Annotated in this window: 19 protein-coding genes; 18 read left to right on the plus strand and 1 reads right to left on the minus strand. The window is 69.2% G+C overall.

Annotated elements, in window-relative coordinates:
• The first annotated feature begins 35 nt into the window (after positions 1 to 35).
• The 5 genes from WB794_RS00760 (at position 36) to WB794_RS00780 (ending at position 4,079) form a co-directional block, all read left to right on the plus strand.
• Positions 36 to 290: a type II toxin-antitoxin system Phd/YefM family antitoxin gene (locus WB794_RS00760; protein ID WP_151024704.1), complete on the plus strand. Its 255-nt coding sequence runs from the start codon at positions 36 to 38 to the stop codon at positions 288 to 290.
• Entirely contained in the window at positions 287 to 715 is a 429-nt protein-coding gene (locus WB794_RS00765; protein ID WP_337333922.1) for a type II toxin-antitoxin system VapC family toxin, read from the plus strand. Before WB794_RS00760 ends, WB794_RS00765 begins: the two co-directional genes overlap by 4 nt.
• Positions 716 to 943: 228 nt before the next feature.
• Positions 944 to 1,297 (plus strand): divalent-cation tolerance protein CutA, encoded by a 354-nt coding sequence (gene cutA / locus WB794_RS00770; RefSeq protein WP_337333923.1) that lies wholly within the window; start codon positions 944 to 946, stop codon positions 1,295 to 1,297.
• Positions 1,294 to 3,486 carry a protein-disulfide reductase DsbD family protein gene (locus tag WB794_RS00775; RefSeq protein WP_337333924.1) on the plus strand — a complete coding sequence of 731 codons (2,193 nt, stop codon included), beginning with the start codon at positions 1,294 to 1,296 and terminating at the stop codon, positions 3,484 to 3,486. The genes cutA and WB794_RS00775 overlap by 4 nt, the downstream gene beginning before the upstream one ends.
• Positions 3,483 to 4,079, plus strand: a complete 597-nt coding sequence (locus tag WB794_RS00780; protein WP_337333925.1) for a TlpA family protein disulfide reductase — start codon at positions 3,483 to 3,485, stop codon at positions 4,077 to 4,079. Before WB794_RS00775 ends, WB794_RS00780 begins: the two co-directional genes overlap by 4 nt.
• Positions 4,080 to 4,082: 3 nt before the next feature.
• Here WB794_RS00780 and WB794_RS00785 read toward each other — a convergent pair whose 3' ends face one another.
• Positions 4,083 to 5,729: an MFS transporter gene (locus WB794_RS00785; protein WP_337333926.1), complete on the minus strand. Its 1,647-nt coding sequence runs from the start codon at positions 5,727 to 5,729 to the stop codon at positions 4,083 to 4,085.
• A 198-nt stretch (positions 5,730 to 5,927) separates the two neighbouring features.
• On the opposite strand from WB794_RS00785, the gene aroQ reads away from it, so the two are divergent.
• From aroQ to WB794_RS00850, 13 genes are all read left to right on the plus strand, one after another.
• Positions 5,928 to 6,374: a type II 3-dehydroquinate dehydratase gene (aroQ, locus tag WB794_RS00790; RefSeq protein ID WP_337333927.1), complete on the plus strand. Its 447-nt coding sequence runs from the start codon at positions 5,928 to 5,930 to the stop codon at positions 6,372 to 6,374.
• A 63-nt stretch (positions 6,375 to 6,437) separates the two neighbouring features.
• Positions 6,438 to 6,896, plus strand: a complete 459-nt coding sequence (gene accB / locus WB794_RS00795; RefSeq protein WP_337333928.1) for an acetyl-CoA carboxylase biotin carboxyl carrier protein — start codon at positions 6,438 to 6,440, stop codon at positions 6,894 to 6,896.
• 20 nt (positions 6,897 to 6,916) lie between these two features.
• Positions 6,917 to 7,342, plus strand: a complete 426-nt coding sequence (locus WB794_RS00800; RefSeq protein ID WP_337333929.1) for a four helix bundle protein — start codon at positions 6,917 to 6,919, stop codon at positions 7,340 to 7,342.
• A 4-nt stretch (positions 7,343 to 7,346) separates the two neighbouring features.
• Positions 7,347 to 8,714, plus strand: coding sequence for an acetyl-CoA carboxylase biotin carboxylase subunit (gene accC / locus WB794_RS00805; protein WP_337333930.1), 1,368 nt, complete (start codon positions 7,347 to 7,349; stop codon positions 8,712 to 8,714).
• Between the two features lie 359 nt (positions 8,715 to 9,073).
• Positions 9,074 to 9,991: a 50S ribosomal protein L11 methyltransferase gene (prmA, locus tag WB794_RS00810; protein ID WP_337333931.1), complete on the plus strand. Its 918-nt coding sequence runs from the start codon at positions 9,074 to 9,076 to the stop codon at positions 9,989 to 9,991.
• A gap of 182 nt (positions 9,992 to 10,173) precedes the next feature.
• Complete coding sequence (locus WB794_RS00815) at positions 10,174 to 11,349, plus strand: DUF3426 domain-containing protein (protein WP_337333932.1); 1,176 nt, start codon at positions 10,174 to 10,176, stop codon at positions 11,347 to 11,349.
• Positions 11,350 to 11,458: 109 nt separating this feature from the next.
• On the plus strand, positions 11,459 to 11,737 hold the full coding sequence (gene fis, locus WB794_RS00820) for a DNA-binding transcriptional regulator Fis (protein ID WP_337333933.1): 279 nt from the start codon (positions 11,459 to 11,461) through the stop codon (positions 11,735 to 11,737).
• Between the two features lie 55 nt (positions 11,738 to 11,792).
• Positions 11,793 to 13,391, plus strand: a complete 1,599-nt coding sequence (gene purH, locus WB794_RS00825) for a bifunctional phosphoribosylaminoimidazolecarboxamide formyltransferase/IMP cyclohydrolase (RefSeq protein WP_337333934.1) — start codon at positions 11,793 to 11,795, stop codon at positions 13,389 to 13,391.
• 92 nt (positions 13,392 to 13,483) lie between these two features.
• A complete protein-coding gene (locus WB794_RS00830) occupies positions 13,484 to 14,755 on the plus strand; it encodes an MFS transporter (protein WP_337333935.1) in 1,272 nt (423 codons plus the stop codon).
• Positions 14,756 to 14,869: 114 nt separating this feature from the next.
• Positions 14,870 to 15,847, plus strand: a complete 978-nt coding sequence (locus tag WB794_RS00835; RefSeq protein WP_337333936.1) for a PhoH family protein — start codon at positions 14,870 to 14,872, stop codon at positions 15,845 to 15,847.
• Positions 15,844 to 16,326 (plus strand): rRNA maturation RNase YbeY, encoded by a 483-nt coding sequence (ybeY, locus tag WB794_RS00840; RefSeq protein ID WP_337333937.1) that lies wholly within the window; start codon positions 15,844 to 15,846, stop codon positions 16,324 to 16,326. The genes WB794_RS00835 and ybeY overlap by 4 nt, the downstream gene beginning before the upstream one ends.
• Positions 16,327 to 16,425: 99 nt before the next feature.
• Entirely contained in the window at positions 16,426 to 17,277 is an 852-nt protein-coding gene (locus WB794_RS00845) for an HlyC/CorC family transporter (RefSeq protein WP_337333938.1), read from the plus strand.
• The gene (locus WB794_RS00850) at positions 17,270 to 18,523 is read left to right on the plus strand and encodes a lipoprotein N-acyltransferase Lnb domain-containing protein (protein WP_337333939.1); all 1,254 of its coding nucleotides are present in this window, start codon (positions 17,270 to 17,272) and stop codon (positions 18,521 to 18,523) included. The genes WB794_RS00845 and WB794_RS00850 overlap by 8 nt, the downstream gene beginning before the upstream one ends.
• Positions 18,524 to 18,706: the final 183 nt, after the last annotated feature.

Consider the following 18,706-nt stretch of genomic DNA (forward strand, 5'->3'; position numbering starts at 1 on the left):
AACGTACCTACTATTATTGATGCTGGAGGTGCTCTATGACCATCACGACCCTATCCAGTCGAGAGTTGAACCAGGACGTGACGCGAGCAAAGAAGGCCACCAAGAGCGGCCCGGTGTTCATCACGGATCGCGGCAAGCCCGCGCACGTGCTGCTCAGCTTCGAGGACTATCAGCGGTTGACAAAGCAGCGGCGCAACATTGCCGACGCGCTGGCGATGCCGGGTGTTGCGGACATCGAGTTCGAGCCACCGCGCGTGACCATTGGAGCCCGGCCGGCTGATCTCTCATGATGTATGTGCTCGATACCAACGTGCTGTCCGAGCTGCGCAAGGTGCGGCTTGGCAAGGCCGATGGGAATGTGGCGGCATGGACGGAAAGCGTCGATGCCGCCGACCTCTTCGTATCGGCCATCACCATCATGGAGTTGGAGCTCGGCGTTCTGTCGATTGAACGCAAAGACACTACCCAGGGGGCCATGCTGCGCGCGTGGCTGGAGCAACACGTACTACCCGAGTTCTCCGGGCGAACGTTGCCTATCGATACCGCTGTGGCGCAGCGCTGCGCTCGACTGCATGTGCCGGACAAGCGCGGCGAGCGTGACGCGCTCATCGCGGCGACGGCGCTGGTGCACGGCATGACGGTGGTAACGCGCAACGTGGCCGATTTCAAGCCTACGGGAGTGACTATCATCAATCCGTGGGAGCCGTCGCCATAACTGCCCACGGGTTCAAGAACGCCTCGGATGGCGGTACTCCAGCGGCACAGAGCTTAGTTTTGCCGACCTTCGCCAAGCTGCGCTAAACTACTGTCGCAGCTTACTTTTTTGTTCTGTAGCTTACGCTCCCCTATGCTTGATTTTCCTAGGCATAGCGCGTTGGCGACGAACTCATAATCCTTTGGTTCCAGGTTCGAGTCCTGGTGGGCCCACCATCCTTCTCACCCCATGACCGCAACCCTCCTGCTTTGCACCTGCCCCGACCTCGCCAGCGCCCGCACGCTGGCGCGATCGCTGGTGGAATCCCGGCTGGCGGCCTGCGTGAGCCTGATTCCGGGCGTGGAATCGATCTATCGCTGGCAGGGGGAGATCGAGTGCTCGGACGAGGTGCAGCTGCTGATCAAGACGCAGGCGGCACGGCTGGACGAGGTGGAACGCCACATCCTTGCGCGCCACCCTTATGAACTCCCGGAGATCCTGGCTGTCCAAGCCGGTTCCGGACTGGACCGCTACCTGGCGTGGATCGACGAGGAAACCTCGCCGCCCGCGGCAGGTGCGGCCGCTGACGACGATTTTCCATGACACGACACCTTCTTCACTTCTGCGCGCTGACGCTGCTGGCGCTCTTCTCCGCCGGCGCGGCGCACGCCTTCGACGAGTCCGACCTGCTGCCGGTCGACGAGGCCTTCGCGCTGGATGCGCGCGCGGGCGATCCGGGCAGCGCGCGCTTCGACTTCACCATCGCCGAGGGCTACTACCTCTACCGGCACCGTTTCTCGGTGCAGGCGCTGGATGACAGCGGTGCCGCCGGCGCACTGGAGGTGCCGCGCGGCACGCCGCATCACGACGAGTTCTTCGGCGATGTGGAAACCTGGCGCAGCGCGGTCAGCGCCACGCTGTCGGGCCTCGATGGCGGCGCACAGCGCTTCCGGGTGAAGTACCAGGGCTGTGCCGATGCCGGCATCTGCTACCCGCCGCAGTCGCGCGAAGTGACGGTGCAGGTTGCCGCGGCGCTGCCCGGGGCCGGCGGTTTCAGCGGCCTGCCGGGCGCGACCGGATCATCGCCGGTGTCTTCCGGGCTTGCCATCGGCGGGCTGGCGAATCCGCTTGCCCCGGCGGCCGATGCGCTGGGTACCGATGCGATGCCGCTGCCGGAGGATCAGGCCTTCCGCTTCGAGGCCATCGCCAACTCGCCGACCGAGCTGCTGCTGCGCTTCACCCCGGCGCCGGGCTACTATCTCTACCGCGACCGCTCCGAATTCCGCCTGCTCGATGCCGATGGCGTGCAGCTTGCCACGCCGCGCTGGCCAACAGGCACGCAGCACCAGGACGAGCACTTCGGCGATGTCATCGTCTACTTCGACCAGATCGAGCTGCCGCTGGGGCTGCGCCGCAGCCGCGCCGACGCCGGCCCGATCACGCTCGAAGCCACCTTCCAGGGCTGCCAGAACGACGGCATCTGCTATCCGCCGATGACGCGGCAGGTGACGCTCGACCTGCCGGCGGCCGCCGCCGACCAACTCGTCTCGCTCGCCGCACCCGATGCAGACGCTTCCGCGCCCTTCGGCGTCGCGCGCTGGCTCAAGGCCCTGCTGTTTGCGCTGGGCGGCGGCCTCATCCTCAACCTGATGCCCTGCGTGCTACCGGTGCTTTCGCTCAAGGCCCTGTCGCTGGCGCAAAGCGGTGAAAGCGCCGGCAAGGCGCGGGCGCATGCGCTCTGGTACACCGCCGGCGTGCTGCTGAGCTTCGCGCTGCTGGGCGCGGCGGCGCTGGCCCTGCGTCATCTCGGGCTGGCGCTGGGCTGGGGCTTCCAGCTGCAGCAGCCGCTGGTCGTGGGTGCGCTGGCCTATCTGATGGCCGCCATCGGCCTGAGCCTTTCGGGCGTGTTCTCGATCGGCTCGGGCTGGGCCGGCCTCGGCCAGAACCTCGCCGGCAAAAGCGGCCCGGCCGGGGATTTCTTCACCGGCGTCCTGGCCGTGGTGGTGGCCAGTCCCTGCACCGCGCCCTTGATGGGCGGCGCGCTGGCGTTCGCCTTCGTGTCGCCCACGGCGGTCGCGATCTCGGTATTCCTGGCGCTGGGTCTGGGACTGGCGCTGCCTTTCCTTGCGATCGGCTTCGTGCCGGCACTGGCGCAGCGCCTGCCCCGCCCCGGCGCGTGGATGGAAACCCTCAAGCAGGTGCTCGCCTTCCCGATGTACCTCACCGCAGTGTGGCTGCTGTGGGTGCTGGGCAAGCAGCACGGCGTGGATGCATCGGCCTACGCGCTGGCCGGCATCGTGGTGCTGGCGCTGGCGCTGTGGCGCTGGGAAAAGTCGCGCTGGGGCGGCAGCGTCGCGGGGCGCGTCGCTGCGGTCGTACTGCTGCTGGTCGCGCTGTGGCCGCTGTGGCGCATCCCGCAGATGGAGCCGCCGGGTGCGGTGGCCGAAACCGGCAATGGCTCGGTGGCCTATTCGGCGCAGACGCTCGATGCCCTGCGCGACGACGGCCGCACCGTTTTCGTCAACATGACCGCCGACTGGTGTGTGACCTGCAAGGCCAATGAAAAGCGCGTTCTGGACAGCGACACCTTCCGCCAGAGCCTTGCGGCGCGCGACGCGGTCTACATGAAGGGCGACTGGACGCGCGTGGATCCGGCCATCACCGCCTTCCTGGAATCCCACGGCGCGGTCGGCGTGCCGCTCTACGTCGTGATCCGTCCGGGGCACGAGGACGTGGTACTGCCGACGGTGCTGACCTTCGACGCGGTGGAAGCCGCCCTGGGCGCACCGTGACGCCCTGGAAACAGGTGCTGCTGGTGGGCGTGCTCGGCCTCGTCGGTGCCATGGCGGGTCTGGGTGCGGCGGCGCTGGCCTTCGGCCCGTCGGTACTGCTGGGCAGCGACGCCGGCCAGTGGGTGGTGCGCCACGTGTTCGGGCAGGGGCCGACGCTGCCGGACGGCCGCGCGGTGATCGGCCCGGGCGAGGCCGTGCCGGCGCTGCCGGTGAGCCGCCTCGATGGCGCGGCGCACAGCCTCGCGGTGCAAGGGCGCCCGATGCTCATCAACTACTGGGCGAGCTGGTGCCCGCCGTGCATCGAGGAAATGCCGCTGCTCGACGCCTTCGCCACCGCGCAGAACCCGGACGGGGTACAGGTGATCGGCATCGCGCTGGACGATCCGGACGCCGCTGCGGATTTCCTCGCCCGCCACCCGGTCGGCTTCCCGGTGTTCCTGGAAGAATCCGGCCCCGGCGACAGCTCGGCGCTGCTGGGCAACGTGCGCGGCGTGCTGCCCTATTCGGTGCTGATCGGTGCCGATGGCCGCCTGCAAAAGCGCAAGATGGGCGCTTTCCGCGAAGGCGATCTGGACAGCTGGGCGGCGGACTGACCCCTACTCGTCGATCGAACGCCCGCGCGTCTCGGGCAGCATGGCGGCACCGACCACGACGGTGAGGATGGCGAAGAACAGCGGGTACCACAGCCCGGCGTCGACGTTCCCGGTAGCCGCAACGAAGGCGAACGCCATGGGCGGCAGCAGGCCGCCGATCCAGCCGTTGGCGGCGTGGTAGGGAATCGACATCGCGGTGTAGCGGATGCGCGCCGGGAACAGTTCGACCATCGCCGCCGCCACCGGCGCGTAGGTCATGGCAGCCAGCAGGCACAGCGTGAACAGCAGGGCGACGATGCCGATGCGGTTCATGGTCGCCGGATCGGCGCGCTCCGGATAGCCGGCGGCGCGAACCGCCTGCATCAGCTGCGCGTCGAAGGCATCGATGCGCCGCGCACGCTCGGCGCGATCCAGCCCGCCGCCCTCGAACGCGTCGATCCGCGTCTCGCCGATCCGCACCTGCCCCAGGCTGCCGGCGGGCATGGCGTGATTTTCGTAGCTGACGTGATGGCGCGCCAGCACGGACTTGGCGATGTCGCAGGAGCTGGTGAAATCCGCCGCCCCCACCGGATTGAACTGGAACGAACAGGTGGCCGGATCGGCGTGCACCTGCACCGGCGTGCTGCGCCGCGCCTGCTCCAGGGCCGGATTGGCGAAGTGCGCCAGGCCGTGGAAGATCGGAAAGTACAGCAGCGCCGCGAGCAGGCAGCCGAGCACGAAAAAGGGCTTGCGCCCGATGCGGTCGGACAGCGCCCCGAACAGCACGTTGAACGGCGTCGCCATCGCCACCGCCAGGCCCAGCATCAGGGTGGCGTCGAGCCCGTCCACCTGCATGGTCTGGGTCAGGAAGTAGAGCGAATAGAAGTGGCTGGTGTACCAGAGCGTGGCCTGACCGGCGATGATGCCGAACATCGCGGCGATGCCGAGCTTCACGTAACGCCACTGGCCGTAAGCCTCGCGCAGCGGTGCCTTGGAGACGCGGCCTTCGGCCCGCATGCGCTGGAACACCGGCGATTCGTCCAGCGACAGCCGCACCCACACCGAAATACCCAGGAGCACGGCCGAGAGCAGGAAGGGCACGCGCCAGCCCCACTGCGCGAAGGCCTCCTCGCCCACCAGCCAGCGCGTTGCGGCAATCACCACCAGCGAGAGCAGCAGGCCGACCCCGGCCATGGTCTGGATCCAGCTGGTGTAGTAGCCGCGCTGTGCGTCCGGCGCATGCTCGGCCACATAGATCGCCGCGCCGCCGTACTCCCCGCCCAGGGCCAGGCCCTGCAGCAGGCGCAGCGCGATCAACAGCACCGGTGCCGCCATGCCGATGCTGTCGTAGGACGGCAGGCAGCCGACCAGCACGGTCGAGGCACCCATCACCACGATGGTGATGAGGAAGGTGCGCTTGCGCCCGCTGCGATCGCCCAGCCGCCCGAACACCACGGCACCGAACGGACGCGCCGCAAAACCGACCGAAAAAGTCAGCAGGGCGAAGATGAAGCCCGCGGTCTCGTTCACCGCCGAGAAGAAGTGGCGGCTGGTGATGGCGGCCAGCGCGCCGTAGAGGAAGAAGTCGTACCACTCGAACAGCGTGCCCAGCGACGAGGCCAGCACCACCTTGCGGTTGCCCGCGTCCATCGCCCAGCCCGACTTCGCCATCCCGGTTTTCCCCTCGGCCGCAACCGTGCAAGGGTACTGCCGTCGCACCGCGCGCGTCAGGGGCGGAGGGGCACGGTTCCGATGGAAATTCAAACAGTCGATTAAATCGCGCAACTTCGTCGATCTTCGGCAAAGTATCTGGACAAGCGCCCGGAGCCTGCACCACACTCGCCGCTTTCCGCCTGCGCCCTACCCTCGATGGCATGTGTCCTGGTCCTGCACGGCCCCAACCTCAACCTGCTCGGCACGCGCGAGCCGGCGGTCTATGGTGCCGCCACGCTGGCGCAGATCGAGGACGATCTGGCGACCCGCGCCGCGGCGCGCGGCCACGCGCTGACGTCCTTCCAGTCCAACGCCGAGCATGAGCTGGTGGATCGCATCCAGGCCGCGCGTGCCGATGGTACCGCGTTCATCCTGATCAACCCCGCCGCCTTCACCCACACCAGCGTGGCGATCCGCGACGCGCTGGCGGCGGTGGCGATCCCGTTCATCGAAGTGCACCTCTCCAATCCGCACCGGCGCGAACCCTTCCGCCACCACAGCTATTTCAGCGATCTGGCGGTGGGCGTGGTGGCCGGATTCGGTGCCGACTCCTACCGCTATGCGCTGGACGCCGCGCTGCAGCGCCTCGCCGTCCCGGCCTGACCGCCGCCGTGCCGCCGGCGGCACCCGGCTTCATCCTTTCCATCTTTCCATTTCGAGCCTCCCATGGACCTGCGAAAAATCAAGAAACTGATCGACCTGCTGGAAGAATCCAACCTCACCGAGATCGAGATTCGCGAGGGCGAGGAGTCGGTCCGGCTGTCGCGCGCCGGCGTTCCTGCCGGCCCGGTGGCCTACGCCGCTCCCGCACTGGCCGCGCCGGCACCGGCGGCTGCCGCGGCCCCGGCAGCCGTGGATGAGCCCGCCGCCAAGGCCAACGCGCTGCCCGAGGGCAACGTGCTGCGATCACCGATGGTCGGCACCTTCTACGCCGCCCCCAGCCCGGACAAGCCGCCCTTCGTCACCGTCGGGCAGGCAGTCAAGCCCGGCGACACCCTGGCCATCATCGAGGCGATGAAGATGTTCAACCCGATCGAAGCCGAAGTCGCCGGCACCATCACCGCCATCCTCGCCAAGGACGGCCAGCCCGTGGAGTTCGACGAGCCGCTGTTTGTGATTGGCTGAGCGGCCGGGATTGGGGATTCGTGATTCGGGATTCGGAACAGCGGCCGCACCAGCGGCTTGATGTCTGGCGCGACGGCATGGCGCTGGTTGAGGCGATCTACCGCCTGTCCGAGGGCTTTCCAGAATCCGAACGCTTCGGCCTGGCGCACCAGATGCGGCGCAGCGCTGTGAGCGTGCCATCCAATATCACCGAGGGCGCGGCGCGACGATCGAGACAGGAATACCTGCGTTTCCTCTCGATTGCGCGAGGCTCCCTGGCCGAGCTGGACACGCAAATGGAGCTGGCGATCCGGCTTGGCTTCCGCCAGCGCAGCGACGCACCGCTCGAGCTGCTGAACCGCTGCTTCGCCCGCCTCAACGCGCTGATCCGCTCCATTGACGCCTCCGCACCCACCCGCACCTCGCCGCGCGCCACCCCGCACGAATCCCTAATCCCGAATCCCTAATCCCATGATCGACAAAATCGTCATCGCCAATCGCGGCGAAATCGCGCTGCGCATCCTGCGCGCGTGCCACTCCCTCGGCATCCGGACCGTGGCGGTGCACTCCACGGTGGACCGCAACCTCAAGCACGTGGCGATGGCCGATGAATCGGTCTGCATCGGCCCGGCGGCCTCGTCCGAGAGCTACCTCAACATCCCGGCGCTGATCGCGGCGGCCGAGGTCACCGACGCGCAGGCCATCCATCCGGGCTACGGCTTCCTGTCGGAGAACGCCGACTTCGCCGAGCGGGTGGAAAGCTCGGGCTTCATCTTCATCGGCCCCAGGGCCGAGACGATCCGCATGATGGGCGACAAGGTCGCCGCGATCCATGCGATGAAGGAGGCCGGCGTGCCCTGCGTGCCGGGCTCGGACGGCCCGCTGGGCGATGACCCGCTCAAGAACACGATGATCGCGCGCGAAATCGGCCTGCCGGTCATCATCAAGGCGGCCGGTGGCGGCGGCGGGCGCGGGATGCGCGTGGTGCACGTGGAAGGCTCGCTGCACAGCGCCATCGCCACCACGAAATCCGAAGCCAAGGCGGCGTTCGGCAACGACATCGTCTACATGGAAAAATTCCTGGAGAACCCGCGCCACATCGAGATCCAGGTGCTGGCCGACGGCCAGGGCAACGCCATCTACCTGGGCGAGCGCGACTGCTCGATGCAGCGTCGCCACCAGAAGGTGGTGGAAGAAGCCCCCGCGCCGGGCATCACGCCCGAGCAGCGCGCGCAGATCGGCGCGGTCTGCGTGGAGGCCTGCAAACGCATCGGCTATCGCGGCGCGGGCACCTTCGAGTTCCTGTTCGAGAACGGGCGCTTCTACTTCATCGAGATGAACACGCGCATCCAGGTCGAGCATCCGGTCACCGAGCGCATCACCGGCATCGACCTGGTCTGCGAGCAGCTGCGGATCGCCGCCGGCCACCCGCTGTCGATCCGCCAGGAAGACATCGAGATCCGCGGCCACGCGATCGAGTGCCGCATCAACGCCGAGGATCCGGACACCTTCATGCCCTGCCCCGGCCTGATCCGCCACTACCACCCACCCGGCGGGCCCGGCGTGCGCGTGGACAGCCACGTCTACGAAGGCTACAGGGTGCCGCCCAACTACGACTCGATGATCGGCAAGCTCATCGTGCACGGTGCCACCCGCGAGCAGGCGATCGCGCGCATGCGCGTGGCGCTCGCGGAAACCGTCATCGACGGCATCAAGACCAACATCCCGCTGCAGCAGCGCATCATGGCCGACCCGGGTTTCCAGCAGGGCGGCATGAACATCCACTACCTGGAAAAGCGCCTGAAAGAGCAGCGCGATGCGGGGATGGGGCTGGGGTGATCCAGGCAACTGCCTGAAGGGCTCCCCGCATCAGCGGCCGTGCCGCGCCCGGAGTCGGGACGGCGTCAGGATGGGATAGCGGCCCGCCAGCACCAGCAGGTCCTTGTCGCCGGTAATCAGATGGTCCGCCGCGCCGGACCGCAGGGCAGCAACACGGACTGGTCGCTCGGGTCGCGCAGCTGATCGTCCCGCACCCCCGATGGCCCCACCACATCGGCCAGGAACATGCATCAGGCGCGGCAGACCACCGCGGCGATCCAAGGCGCGCTTGATCCCCGCCTGGCCGACCAGCAGAATCCCGCGAACCATGCTGCGGTCGCGCAACTCCGGATCATGGGTGATCAACTTCTCGGACTGACATGCCCTGGCTCGAACTCACCCTGCCCTGCACCGAAGCCGAAGAGGCCCGCTACCAGACCGCGCTGGAAGACGTCGGCGCGCTGTCGGTGACGCTGACGGATGCCAACGCCGAGGCCCCCGACGAACAGGCCATCTTCGAACCGGGCGTGGGCGAAACCCCGCTCTGGCGCGAGATGACGCTGACCGCGCTGTTTCCCGTCGATGCCGCGCCCGAGCGCATCCTCGCCGCGCTCGACGCCTTCGATCCCGAACTCGACCTCCACGGCGCCGTCTTCCGCGAGGTGCAGGATCAGGACTGGGAGCGCGCCTGGATGGACCAGTTCCGGCCGATGCGGTTCGGCCGACGCACCTTCATCGTGCCTTGGAACCAGGCGCTGCCGCCCGAGGCGCAGGCGCAAGATGCCGCCGTGGTGCGGCTCGATCCGGGGCTGGCCTTCGGCACCGGCACCCACCCGACCACGGCGCTGTGTCTCGAGTGGCTCGACGGGCTGGAACTAGCCGGCGCGCGCGTGCTGGATTTCGGCTGCGGCTCGGGCATCCTGGCCATTGCCGCGCTCGCGCTGGGTGCGCGCGAGGCGGTGGGCGTGGACAACGACCCGCAGGCCCTCACCGCCACACGCGACAACGCCGAACGCAACGGCGTGGCGCAGCGCCTGGCGGTGCACGCCCCGCAAGACGCCCCGGACGAAACCTACCCGGTCGCGGTGGCCAACATCCTCGCCAGCGCGCTCGACGCGCTCGCGCCGCGGCTGGCCGCGCGGGTGGCTCCGGGCGGACGCATCGCGCTGTCGGGCATCCTCGCCGGGCAGGATGAGGCGCTGCTGGCGCGCTACCGCGAGTGGTTCGACGACCTGCGCGTGGCCACGCGCGAGGACTGGGTGCGGATCGAGGGCGTGCGACGGCAGCCGGGGCGATAACCTCCCGGCGGATCGCTTCATGCCATCGCCTGAATTCCCGAAACCCGCCGCACCCAGGGAGCGCGCCCGCATCCCGCCAGGTTCCGGGATGCCGCCGCCCCGCGCCCTTCTCCGGCCGACGCAATCGCACCCGCACACCGCTTTCGTTGCATCATTGCCCCATGCCTTCGACCGACCACCGCATGTATACCCTTTGCAGCCACTGCCAGACCGCCCAGGAAGTCACCCGCGAAATGCTGGTGCCGACCCGTGGCGAACTGGCGTGCAGCCACTGCGGGCTGTGGTTCGATGCGCTGGAAAGCCTCTCGCGCGATCCCGCGCCCGGGCATCCGATCGCGCGGCGCAAGGCACCGCCGGACGACATCCAGCCCTCGCTCTTCGCCAACCCACCCGAGCAGCCCGCGCCCGCGCAGGAGCGCACCGGGCTTGACGCGCCGCCGCGCCTTCTGATGCCGGCCTCGATTCCGGCTCCGAAGGACCTGCCGATACCGGCTGCGGCACCGCAGCCGCCCGCCGCACCCGGCGACGAACGCAGCGACCCGATCGCCGAGGTGCTGGTGGCCCACGCGGATTTCATCGAACCGGCAGCCGCGCCCGAAGATCCCGTCAGCACGCCGGATGCTGCGCTCGACGAGGTGCCGCAGGCACCGGACGATCCGTTCGCCTGGGCCACCCACGACACCGCGCTGCAGAGTCCCGCATCGGAGAGCGGCACCCCGGACGAGGTCGTCGAAGTCGTCGAGGTGGCCGTGCTCGCGCAGGGCACGCCGTCCGCCGACGTCGCGCGTCACCCGGGCCCGGTGATCGATCTGCGCGACGCGCTGGAAATGACGATCGGCGCGCCTGCGCCCAGCTTCATCCCGAACCTGCCGACGCCGAACACCCGAGCCGGCTCCCGACGCTGGCCGGGGCTCCTTGCCGTGATCGGGCTCCTGCTGCTCCTGGGCATCCAGTCACTGGTGGCGGAACGCGCCGTGCTGGCCGCCGATGCGCGCTGGCGACCGTGGCTCGAGCGCGCCTGCGGCACGCTCGGCTGCACCCTGCCGGCCTGGCGCGAGCCGGCCGCCATGAACATCCTCACCCGCGACGTGCGCCCGCACCCCTCGATGCCCGAGGCGCTCATCATCAGCGCCAGCTTCCGCAACGATGCACGCTGGTCGCAGCCCTGGCCGCGCCTCGACCTGACCCTCTCGGACATCAACGGGCAGCCCATCGCGCGCCGCCGGTTCACGCCGGAGGAATACCTCGGCCACCTGCAGAGCGCGCCGCTGATCCAGCCCGGCCAGAGCGCCAGCATCGCGCTGGAAGTGCGCGATCCCGGCAAGCAGGCGGTGGCATTCGAATTCGGCTTCCTGTGAGGCGGCTCCATCGTCGAACCGGCGCGACCGCCGCCGCGCTCCTGTTACAATGCGTCACTCCCGGCAGGGCGCGCTGATCGCGCCTTGCGCGATATTCCGGAGTCCCTGCGTGAACACCCTCCAGCCCTCGCCCGCGGCCATCGAGCCCGGCAAGGCCGTCTCGGCCACCCTGCGCGACGTCGTTGCGCAATCGGTACGCCGCTACCTGCACGACCTCTGCGACCACCAGGCCGATGACCTGTACGAGGTCGTCCTGCGCGAAATCGAGCCACCGCTGCTGCGCGAGGTGATGCGTCACCACGACGGCAACCAGAGTCGCGCCGCCGCCACGCTCGGCCTCAATCGCGCCACCCTGCGCAAGAAGCTGCGCGCCTACGGCATCGTCTGAACGCCCGCGCCCCGCCGCGGCGGGGCATCCCACGCCCCACGTCGAGACCTGCGACATGACCCTTCCCGATGCCTCGCCCGTCACCGTGCGCCGCGCCCTGCTTTCGGTTTCCGACAAGACCGGCCTGATCGATCTGGCCCGCGCGCTGGCGGCACGCGGCGTCGAACTGCTCTCCACCGGCGGCAGCGCGAAGGCCCTGCGCGACGCCGGCCTGCCGGTGCGCGATGTGGCCGACCTCACCGGCTTCCCGGAGATCATGGACGGGCGGGTCAAGACCCTGCACCCCAAGGTCCACGGCGGCCTGCTCGGCCGGCGCGGCACCGATGATGCGGTGATGGCCGAACACGGCATCGAGGCCATCGACCTGCTGGTGCTCAACCTGTATCCGTTCGAGAGGGTGTCGTCCGATCCGGACGCGCGCTTCGCCGACATCATCGAGAACATCGACATCGGCGGGCCGGCGATGCTGCGCGCCGCCGCCAAGAACTTCGCCCATGTCGCGGTGGCGACCGACCCTGCGCAATACGCCGATCTGCTGGCCGAACTGGACGCCGGCGGCGGCGCGCTCTCGGCGCAGACCCGCTACGCGCTCGCGGTGGCGGCGTTCAACCGCGTGGCGCAGTACGACGCGCGCATCAGCGACGTGCTGTCGGCGATCGCCGCGCCGTCGGACGATGGCGCAAGGCAGCGCGCGCTGTTTCCGGCGCAGGCCAACGGCAGCTTCGTCAAGCTGATGGACCTGCGCTACGGCGAGAACCCGCACCAGCAGGCCGCCTTCTACCGCGACCTGCATCCGGCCCCCGGCAGCCTGGCCACCTTCACCCAGCTGCAGGGAAAGGAACTTTCCTACAACAACATCGCCGACGCGGATGCGGCCTGGGAGTGCGTGCGCCAGTTCGATGCGCCCGCCTGCGTCATCGTCAAGCACGCCAACCCCTGCGGCGTGGCGGTGGCGGCGGATGTTGGTGCGGCCTACGGGCATGCGCATGCCACCGATCCGACCAGCGCCTTCGGCGGCATCCTGGCCTTCAACCGACCGCTCGATGCGACCACGGTGCAGACCATCCTCGATCGCCAGTTTGTCGAGGTGCTGATCGCGCCCGACTACGAACCGGCGGCGCTGGAGGCTTGTGCCAACAAGGCCAACGTGCGCGTGCTGCGCATCCCGCTGGCACCGGCCTCGGCGGGCTTCATCGACTGCAAGCGCGTCGGCTCGGGCCTGCTGATGCAGACCGCCGACGACCGCATCGTCACCCTCGAGGATCTGCGCGTGGTGACCCGGAAGGTGCCCACCGACACGCAGTTCGACGACCTGCTGTTCGCCTGGAAGGTGGCCAGGTTCGTGAAGTCCAACGCCATCGTCTATGCCAGGGACACCCGGACCATCGGCGTGGGCGCGGGCCAGATGAGCCGGGTGTATTCGGCCCGCATCGCCGGCATCAAGGCCATCGACGCGGGGCTGGCTGTGCCCGGCTCGGTGATGGCGTCCGACGCCTTCTTCCCGTTCCGCGACGGGCTGGATTCGGCCGCCGAAGCGGGCATCGCCGCGGTGATCCAGCCCGGCGGCTCGATGCGTGACGCCGAAGTGATCGCCGCCGCCGACGAGCACGGCATCGCGATGGTGTTCACCGGCGTGCGCCACTTCCGCCACTGAACCCGCCGTCGCGCGCGGGCGCCGTCCTCCGGGCACCACCTCGCGCGCGACCGATCTGACAGAATGGCGCTCCTGCCGCATCCACGCCGCCGATGACGCATCCGCCTGCCCGCAATTCCACCCGTCGCGTGCTGATTGCCAGCATGGCGGGCACGACGATCGAGTTCTTCGATTTCTACATCTACGCCACCGCCGCGGTGTTGGTGTTTCCGACGCTGTTCTTTCCGTCCTCCGATCCCACCTCGGCCACGCTGCAGTCGCTGGCGACATTCGCGCTGGCGTTTTTCGCGCGGCCGGTCGGATCGGCGATCTTCGGGCACTTCGGCGACCGCATCGGGCGCAAGGCGACGCTGGTGGCCTCGCTCATGACGATGGGCGTTTCCACCGTTCTCGTCGGGCTGCTGCCAACCTACGCCACGATCGGCGTGGCGGCACCGCTGTTGCTGGCGCTGTGCCGCCTCGGGCAGGGCCTGGGGCTGGGTGGTGAATGGGGCGGCGCGGTGCTGCTGGCCACGGAAAACGCGCCGCCGGGCAAGCGCGCCTGGTACGGCATGTTTCCCCAACTCGGCGCGCCCGTGGGGTTCCTGCTGTCCAGCGGCAGCTTCCTGCTGCTCGCCCATTACCTGACCGAAGCGCAGTTCTTCGCCTGGGGCTGGCGCCTGCCCTTCATCGCCAGCGCGGTGCTGGTCGGCATCGGGCTGTGGGTGCGCCTTCGCATCGAGGAAACCCCGGAGTTCCGCAAGACCCTGGATGCCGATGCGCGCGTGCGCCTGCCGCTCGCCCACGTCGTCACCCGCCACCCGCGCGCGCTGATCACCGGCACCTTCGCGGCGGTGGCGACCTTCGTGCTGTTCTACCTGATGACGGTGTTCACCCTGAGCTGGGGCACGAGCCGGCTCGGCTACTCGCGCGAAGCCTTTCTCGTCATGCAGATGATCGGCGTGCTCTTCTTTGCCTTCACCATCCCCCTCTCGGCGGTCATGGCCGACCGCTGGGGCCGGCGGCGCGTGCTGGTGCTGGCGAGCGCCGCGATCGCGCTGTTCGGCCTCGCCTTCGCGCCGCTGTTTGCCGCCGCCAGCCCGGTGGCGACGGTGGCCTTCCTCGCGCTGGGACTGGCCCTGATGGGCTTCACCTACGGCCCGCTCGGCGCGGCGCTGGCGGAGCTGTTTCCCACGCCGGTGCGCTATACCGGTGCCTCGCTCACCTTCAACCTCGCCGGCATCCTGGGTGCCTCGCTCGCGCCTTACGCCGCCACCTGGCTGGCCTCGCGGTACGGGCTCGGATCGGTGGGCCTGTACCTGGCCGCAGCGGCGGCCGTGTCGCTCGTGGCCTTCCTGGCGACCCGGCGGCTGGCCGCGGAGTGAGCCGGCGCGTCGCGGGAAAGCGGCGGGCGGATTCATCGCGGTGATTGCAGCCGCCGGACGGCGCATCCGGCGCGCCACTGGCCCCCGTCCGCCGCGCGCGGTAGCCTTTCGCGGATGAATACGCCCGCCCAGCGCGATTTCGCACTCCGCCCCGAAGACAACGAGCGTCTGGCCAGCCTGTGCGGCCCGATGGACCAGCATCTGCGCCAGATCGAACTGCGCCTGGGCGTGGAGATCGGCAACCGTGGTTTCGTGTTCCGGGTGATCGGCGGCGAGCGTGCGGTGCAGGTCGCCGAGCAGGCCCTGCATACGCTCTACGAACAGGCCGCGGGCACCTCGCTGCAGTCGCACGATGTCCACCTCGCGCTGCAGGAATCCGGGGCCGAACGCATTGCCCGCGAGGCGTCCGCCGATGCCGCCGACGGCGCACAGGAGGTCGCCATCAAGGTCAAGCGCGGCACCATCCGCGGGCGCGGTGCCAACCAGGTGCGCTATCTCCACGCCATCGCCACCCACGATGTGAACTTCGGCGTCGGCCCGGCCGGCACCGGCAAGACGTTCCTCGCGGTGGCGAGCGCGGTGGATGCGCTCAACCAGTCGCGCGTGCAGCGCCTGATCCTGGTGCGTCCGGCGGTGGAGGCCGGCGAGAAGCTGGGCTTCCTGCCCGGCGACCTGACCCAAAAGGTCGACCCCTACCTGCGCCCGCTGTACGACGCGCTCTACGAGATGCTGGGCGTGGAAAAGGTCGCCCGTCTGATCGAGCGCAACGTGATCGAAGTGGCCCCCTTGGCCTACATGCGCGGACGCACGCTCAACGACGCCTGGGTGATCCTCGACGAAGCCCAGAACACCACGATCGAGCAGATGAAGATGTTCCTGACCCGCATCGGCTTCGGCTCCACCGCGGTCATCACCGGCGACCTGACCCAGACCGATCTTCCGCGCGGGCAGAAGTCCGGCCTGCGCGACGCGGTGGAAGTGCTGCGCGCGGTGGACGGGCTGAGCTTCACCTTCTTCACCTCGCACGATGTGGTGCGCCATCCGCTGGTGGCGCGCATCGTGCGCGCCTACGAGAGCCGGGAGACCGCATGATCCTGCCCGCCGGCGAATCGCTCGAGCTGGAGCTGGGCGTCAGCTACGCCCTGCCGCGCCGCGGCCTGCCGGCGGCGGTGTCGTTCCGGCGCTGGGCCGCAGCGGCCCTGCAGGGCCGCGTCCGGCGCGCGGACCTCGCGCTGCGGCTGGTGGACGAACGCGAAGGCTGCGCGCTGAACCGTCACTACCGCGGCAAGGACTACCCCACCAACGTGCTCAGCTTCCCGGCCGAACTGCCGCCGGGCGTGGCGCTGGAGCTGCCGATCCTGGGCGACCTGGTGCTGTGCGCGCCGGTGGTGGCGCGCGAGGCGCGCGAACAGGGCAAGCCACTGGCCCACCACTACGCCCACCTCACCGTCCACGGCGTGCTGCACCTCCTGGGCTTCGACCACATCGACCCGCGCGAAGCCGAGGCCATGGAGCTGCTGGAGCGCCAGATCCTCGCGCAGCTGGGTATCGCCGATCCGTATCGCGACTAGCCTGTCGCTCCGCGCCGCCCGCGGTGCCACCACCCCGACGCCTTGGCATTTGGGCTAGACTCCCCTTCCCCAGAACTGACGGTCCATACCACCCCCAAGATGCCCGAGGAACCCAGCAGTACCAGCGGCTCGCCGTCGAAATCCTGGCTTGAACGCCTTGGCCAGGCCCTTTCGAGCGAGCCGCGCAACCGCGAAGAGCTGGTCGACGAACTTCGCACCGCCCAGGCCAACGGCCTGCTTTCCGCCGAAACCCTGGCGATGATGGAAGGCGCGATCAGGGTCACCGTGCAGAGCGTGGGGGATGTGATGGTGCCGCGCGCGCAGATGGTGTCGATCGATGTGGAATTGCCGTATCTCGACGTGGTGAAAGTCGCGGTCGAGTCCGGCCATTCGCGCTTTCCCGTGCACGGCGAGGACCGCGACGAGGTGCTGGGCATCCTGCTCGCCAAGGATCTCCTGCGCGCGGTCGCGGAGGGACGCCAGCCCGGAACCCTGCGAGAACTGCTGCGCCCCGCGGTGCTGATCCCCGAGTCCAAGCGCCTGAACGTGCTGCTCAAGGAGTTCCGCCTCACCCGCAACCACATGGCGATCGTGGTCGACGAATACGGCGGCGTGGCCGGGCTGGTGACGATCGAAGACCTGCTCGAACAGATCGTGGGCGAGATCGACGACGAGTACGACGACGAGCCCCATGAGGGCCTGATCGAGGCGCAGGCGGACGGGCGCTATGTGGTCGACGCGCTGACGACGATCGGCGACTTCAACAAGCGCTTCGGTGCCGACTTCGACGACAGCGAATACGACACGCTGGGCGGGATGCTGGCGGCGGCCATCGGCCACCTGCCGGAAACCGGTGAGGAAATCAGCATCGGCCGCTTCGACTTCCGCATCGCGCGCGCCGACGCGCGCCGGGTTCAGGTGCTGCACATGACCGTGCGCGGCGATGCCTGATCGCCTTGTGCCCGGCGCGCCGGGCAGGCGCGCGCCGGCCCTGCCGGGCGTCCTGTTGCTCCTGTGCGGACTCTGGCTGGCCTTCGCTGCCGCCGCGGCTCGCGCGCAGGACGCCGCCGCGCCCCATCTGCCCCGCATCGGCGTGATGACGATGACGCCGGGCACCGAATACTGGGCGCGCTTCGGACACAATGCCGTCGTGGTGGACGATCCCGAACGCGGCCTGCGCATCTCCTACAACTTCGGCTACTTCGACTTCGACCAGCCGGGCTTCTTCACCAACTTCCTGCGCGGAGACATGCGCTACCGGCTGGTGGCGATGACGCTCGAGGACGATCTGCGCGGCTATGCCGCCGAAGGCCGCGGCGCGACGCTGCAGTGGCTCGATCTGGACCCCGACCAGGCCATCGCCGTGCGCGACTACCTGGCCTGGAACGCGCGTCCGGAGAATGCCGAGTATCGCTACGACTACTTTGCCGACAACTGCTCCACGCGCGTGCGCGACGTGCTCGACCGCGCGCTCGGGGGAGAGCTTGCGCGCCAGCTCTCCGGGCGCTCGCACGGGCTGACCTACCGGGTCGAATCGCTGCGCCTGGGGGCCGGCATCCCGTGGATGGCGCTCGGGATGCACGTCGGTCTGGGCCCCTATGCGGACCGGCCGCTGTCGATCTGGGATGAGGCTTTCGTGCCGCGCCGGCTGGCCGATGCGCTGGATCGCGCCACCGGCACCTCCGGCCGGCCGCTGGTGATCGAACGCGTGCCGCTGCTGGAGGATCACCTGGGCCTGGAGCGGCCGGGCGCGCCGGCGCTGCGCACCGCGTTTGCCGCGGCCGGCATCGTGCTGGCGCTGGCGTTCGCCGTCCTGCTGCGCCCCGGCGCGGACCGCGCCGCGCGGCGCGCGGGTGCCGTGCTGGCGGCGGGATTCTGGCTGGCCTGCGGCGTGACCGGGCTGGTGCTGCTCGGGCTGTGGGGCTTCACTGACCACCGCGCGGCGTTCGGCAACGAGAACGTGCTGCTGTTCAACCCGCTGTGCCTGGCGCTGCTGGCCACCGTGCCGACGCTGCTGCGGGGAGAGATGCCGCACCCATGGCTGCGCCGCATCGCCCGCCTCGTGCTGGCCTGCGCGGTGCTGGCACTGTTTCTGCGCTTCCTGCCGTTCCTGGTGCAGAACAACGGCGACTTCATCGCGCTCATCGCACCGATCCACGCGGTGCTGGCGTGGCGGCTGCCGCACGCGCGCGGCTGACATCGCGCGCCGTCCGTACATTCCCCGGGTTTTCCGCAGCGGTGGGAAGGAGCCGGCCCGCGCCGCGCCCGCAACCGCCGGTGAATCTGAACTACGCCTTCAGTCGAATGCTCGATTTCGCGGGGTGGTGGCTATAATCAGCGGCTGCCAGCCTCCCGTTTCACCGGCGGCGCCTTACCTTTC

The sequence above is a fragment of the Denitratimonas tolerans genome (assembly GCF_037203605.1).
GTDB lineage: Bacteria > Pseudomonadota > Gammaproteobacteria > Xanthomonadales > Xanthomonadaceae > Denitratimonas > Denitratimonas tolerans.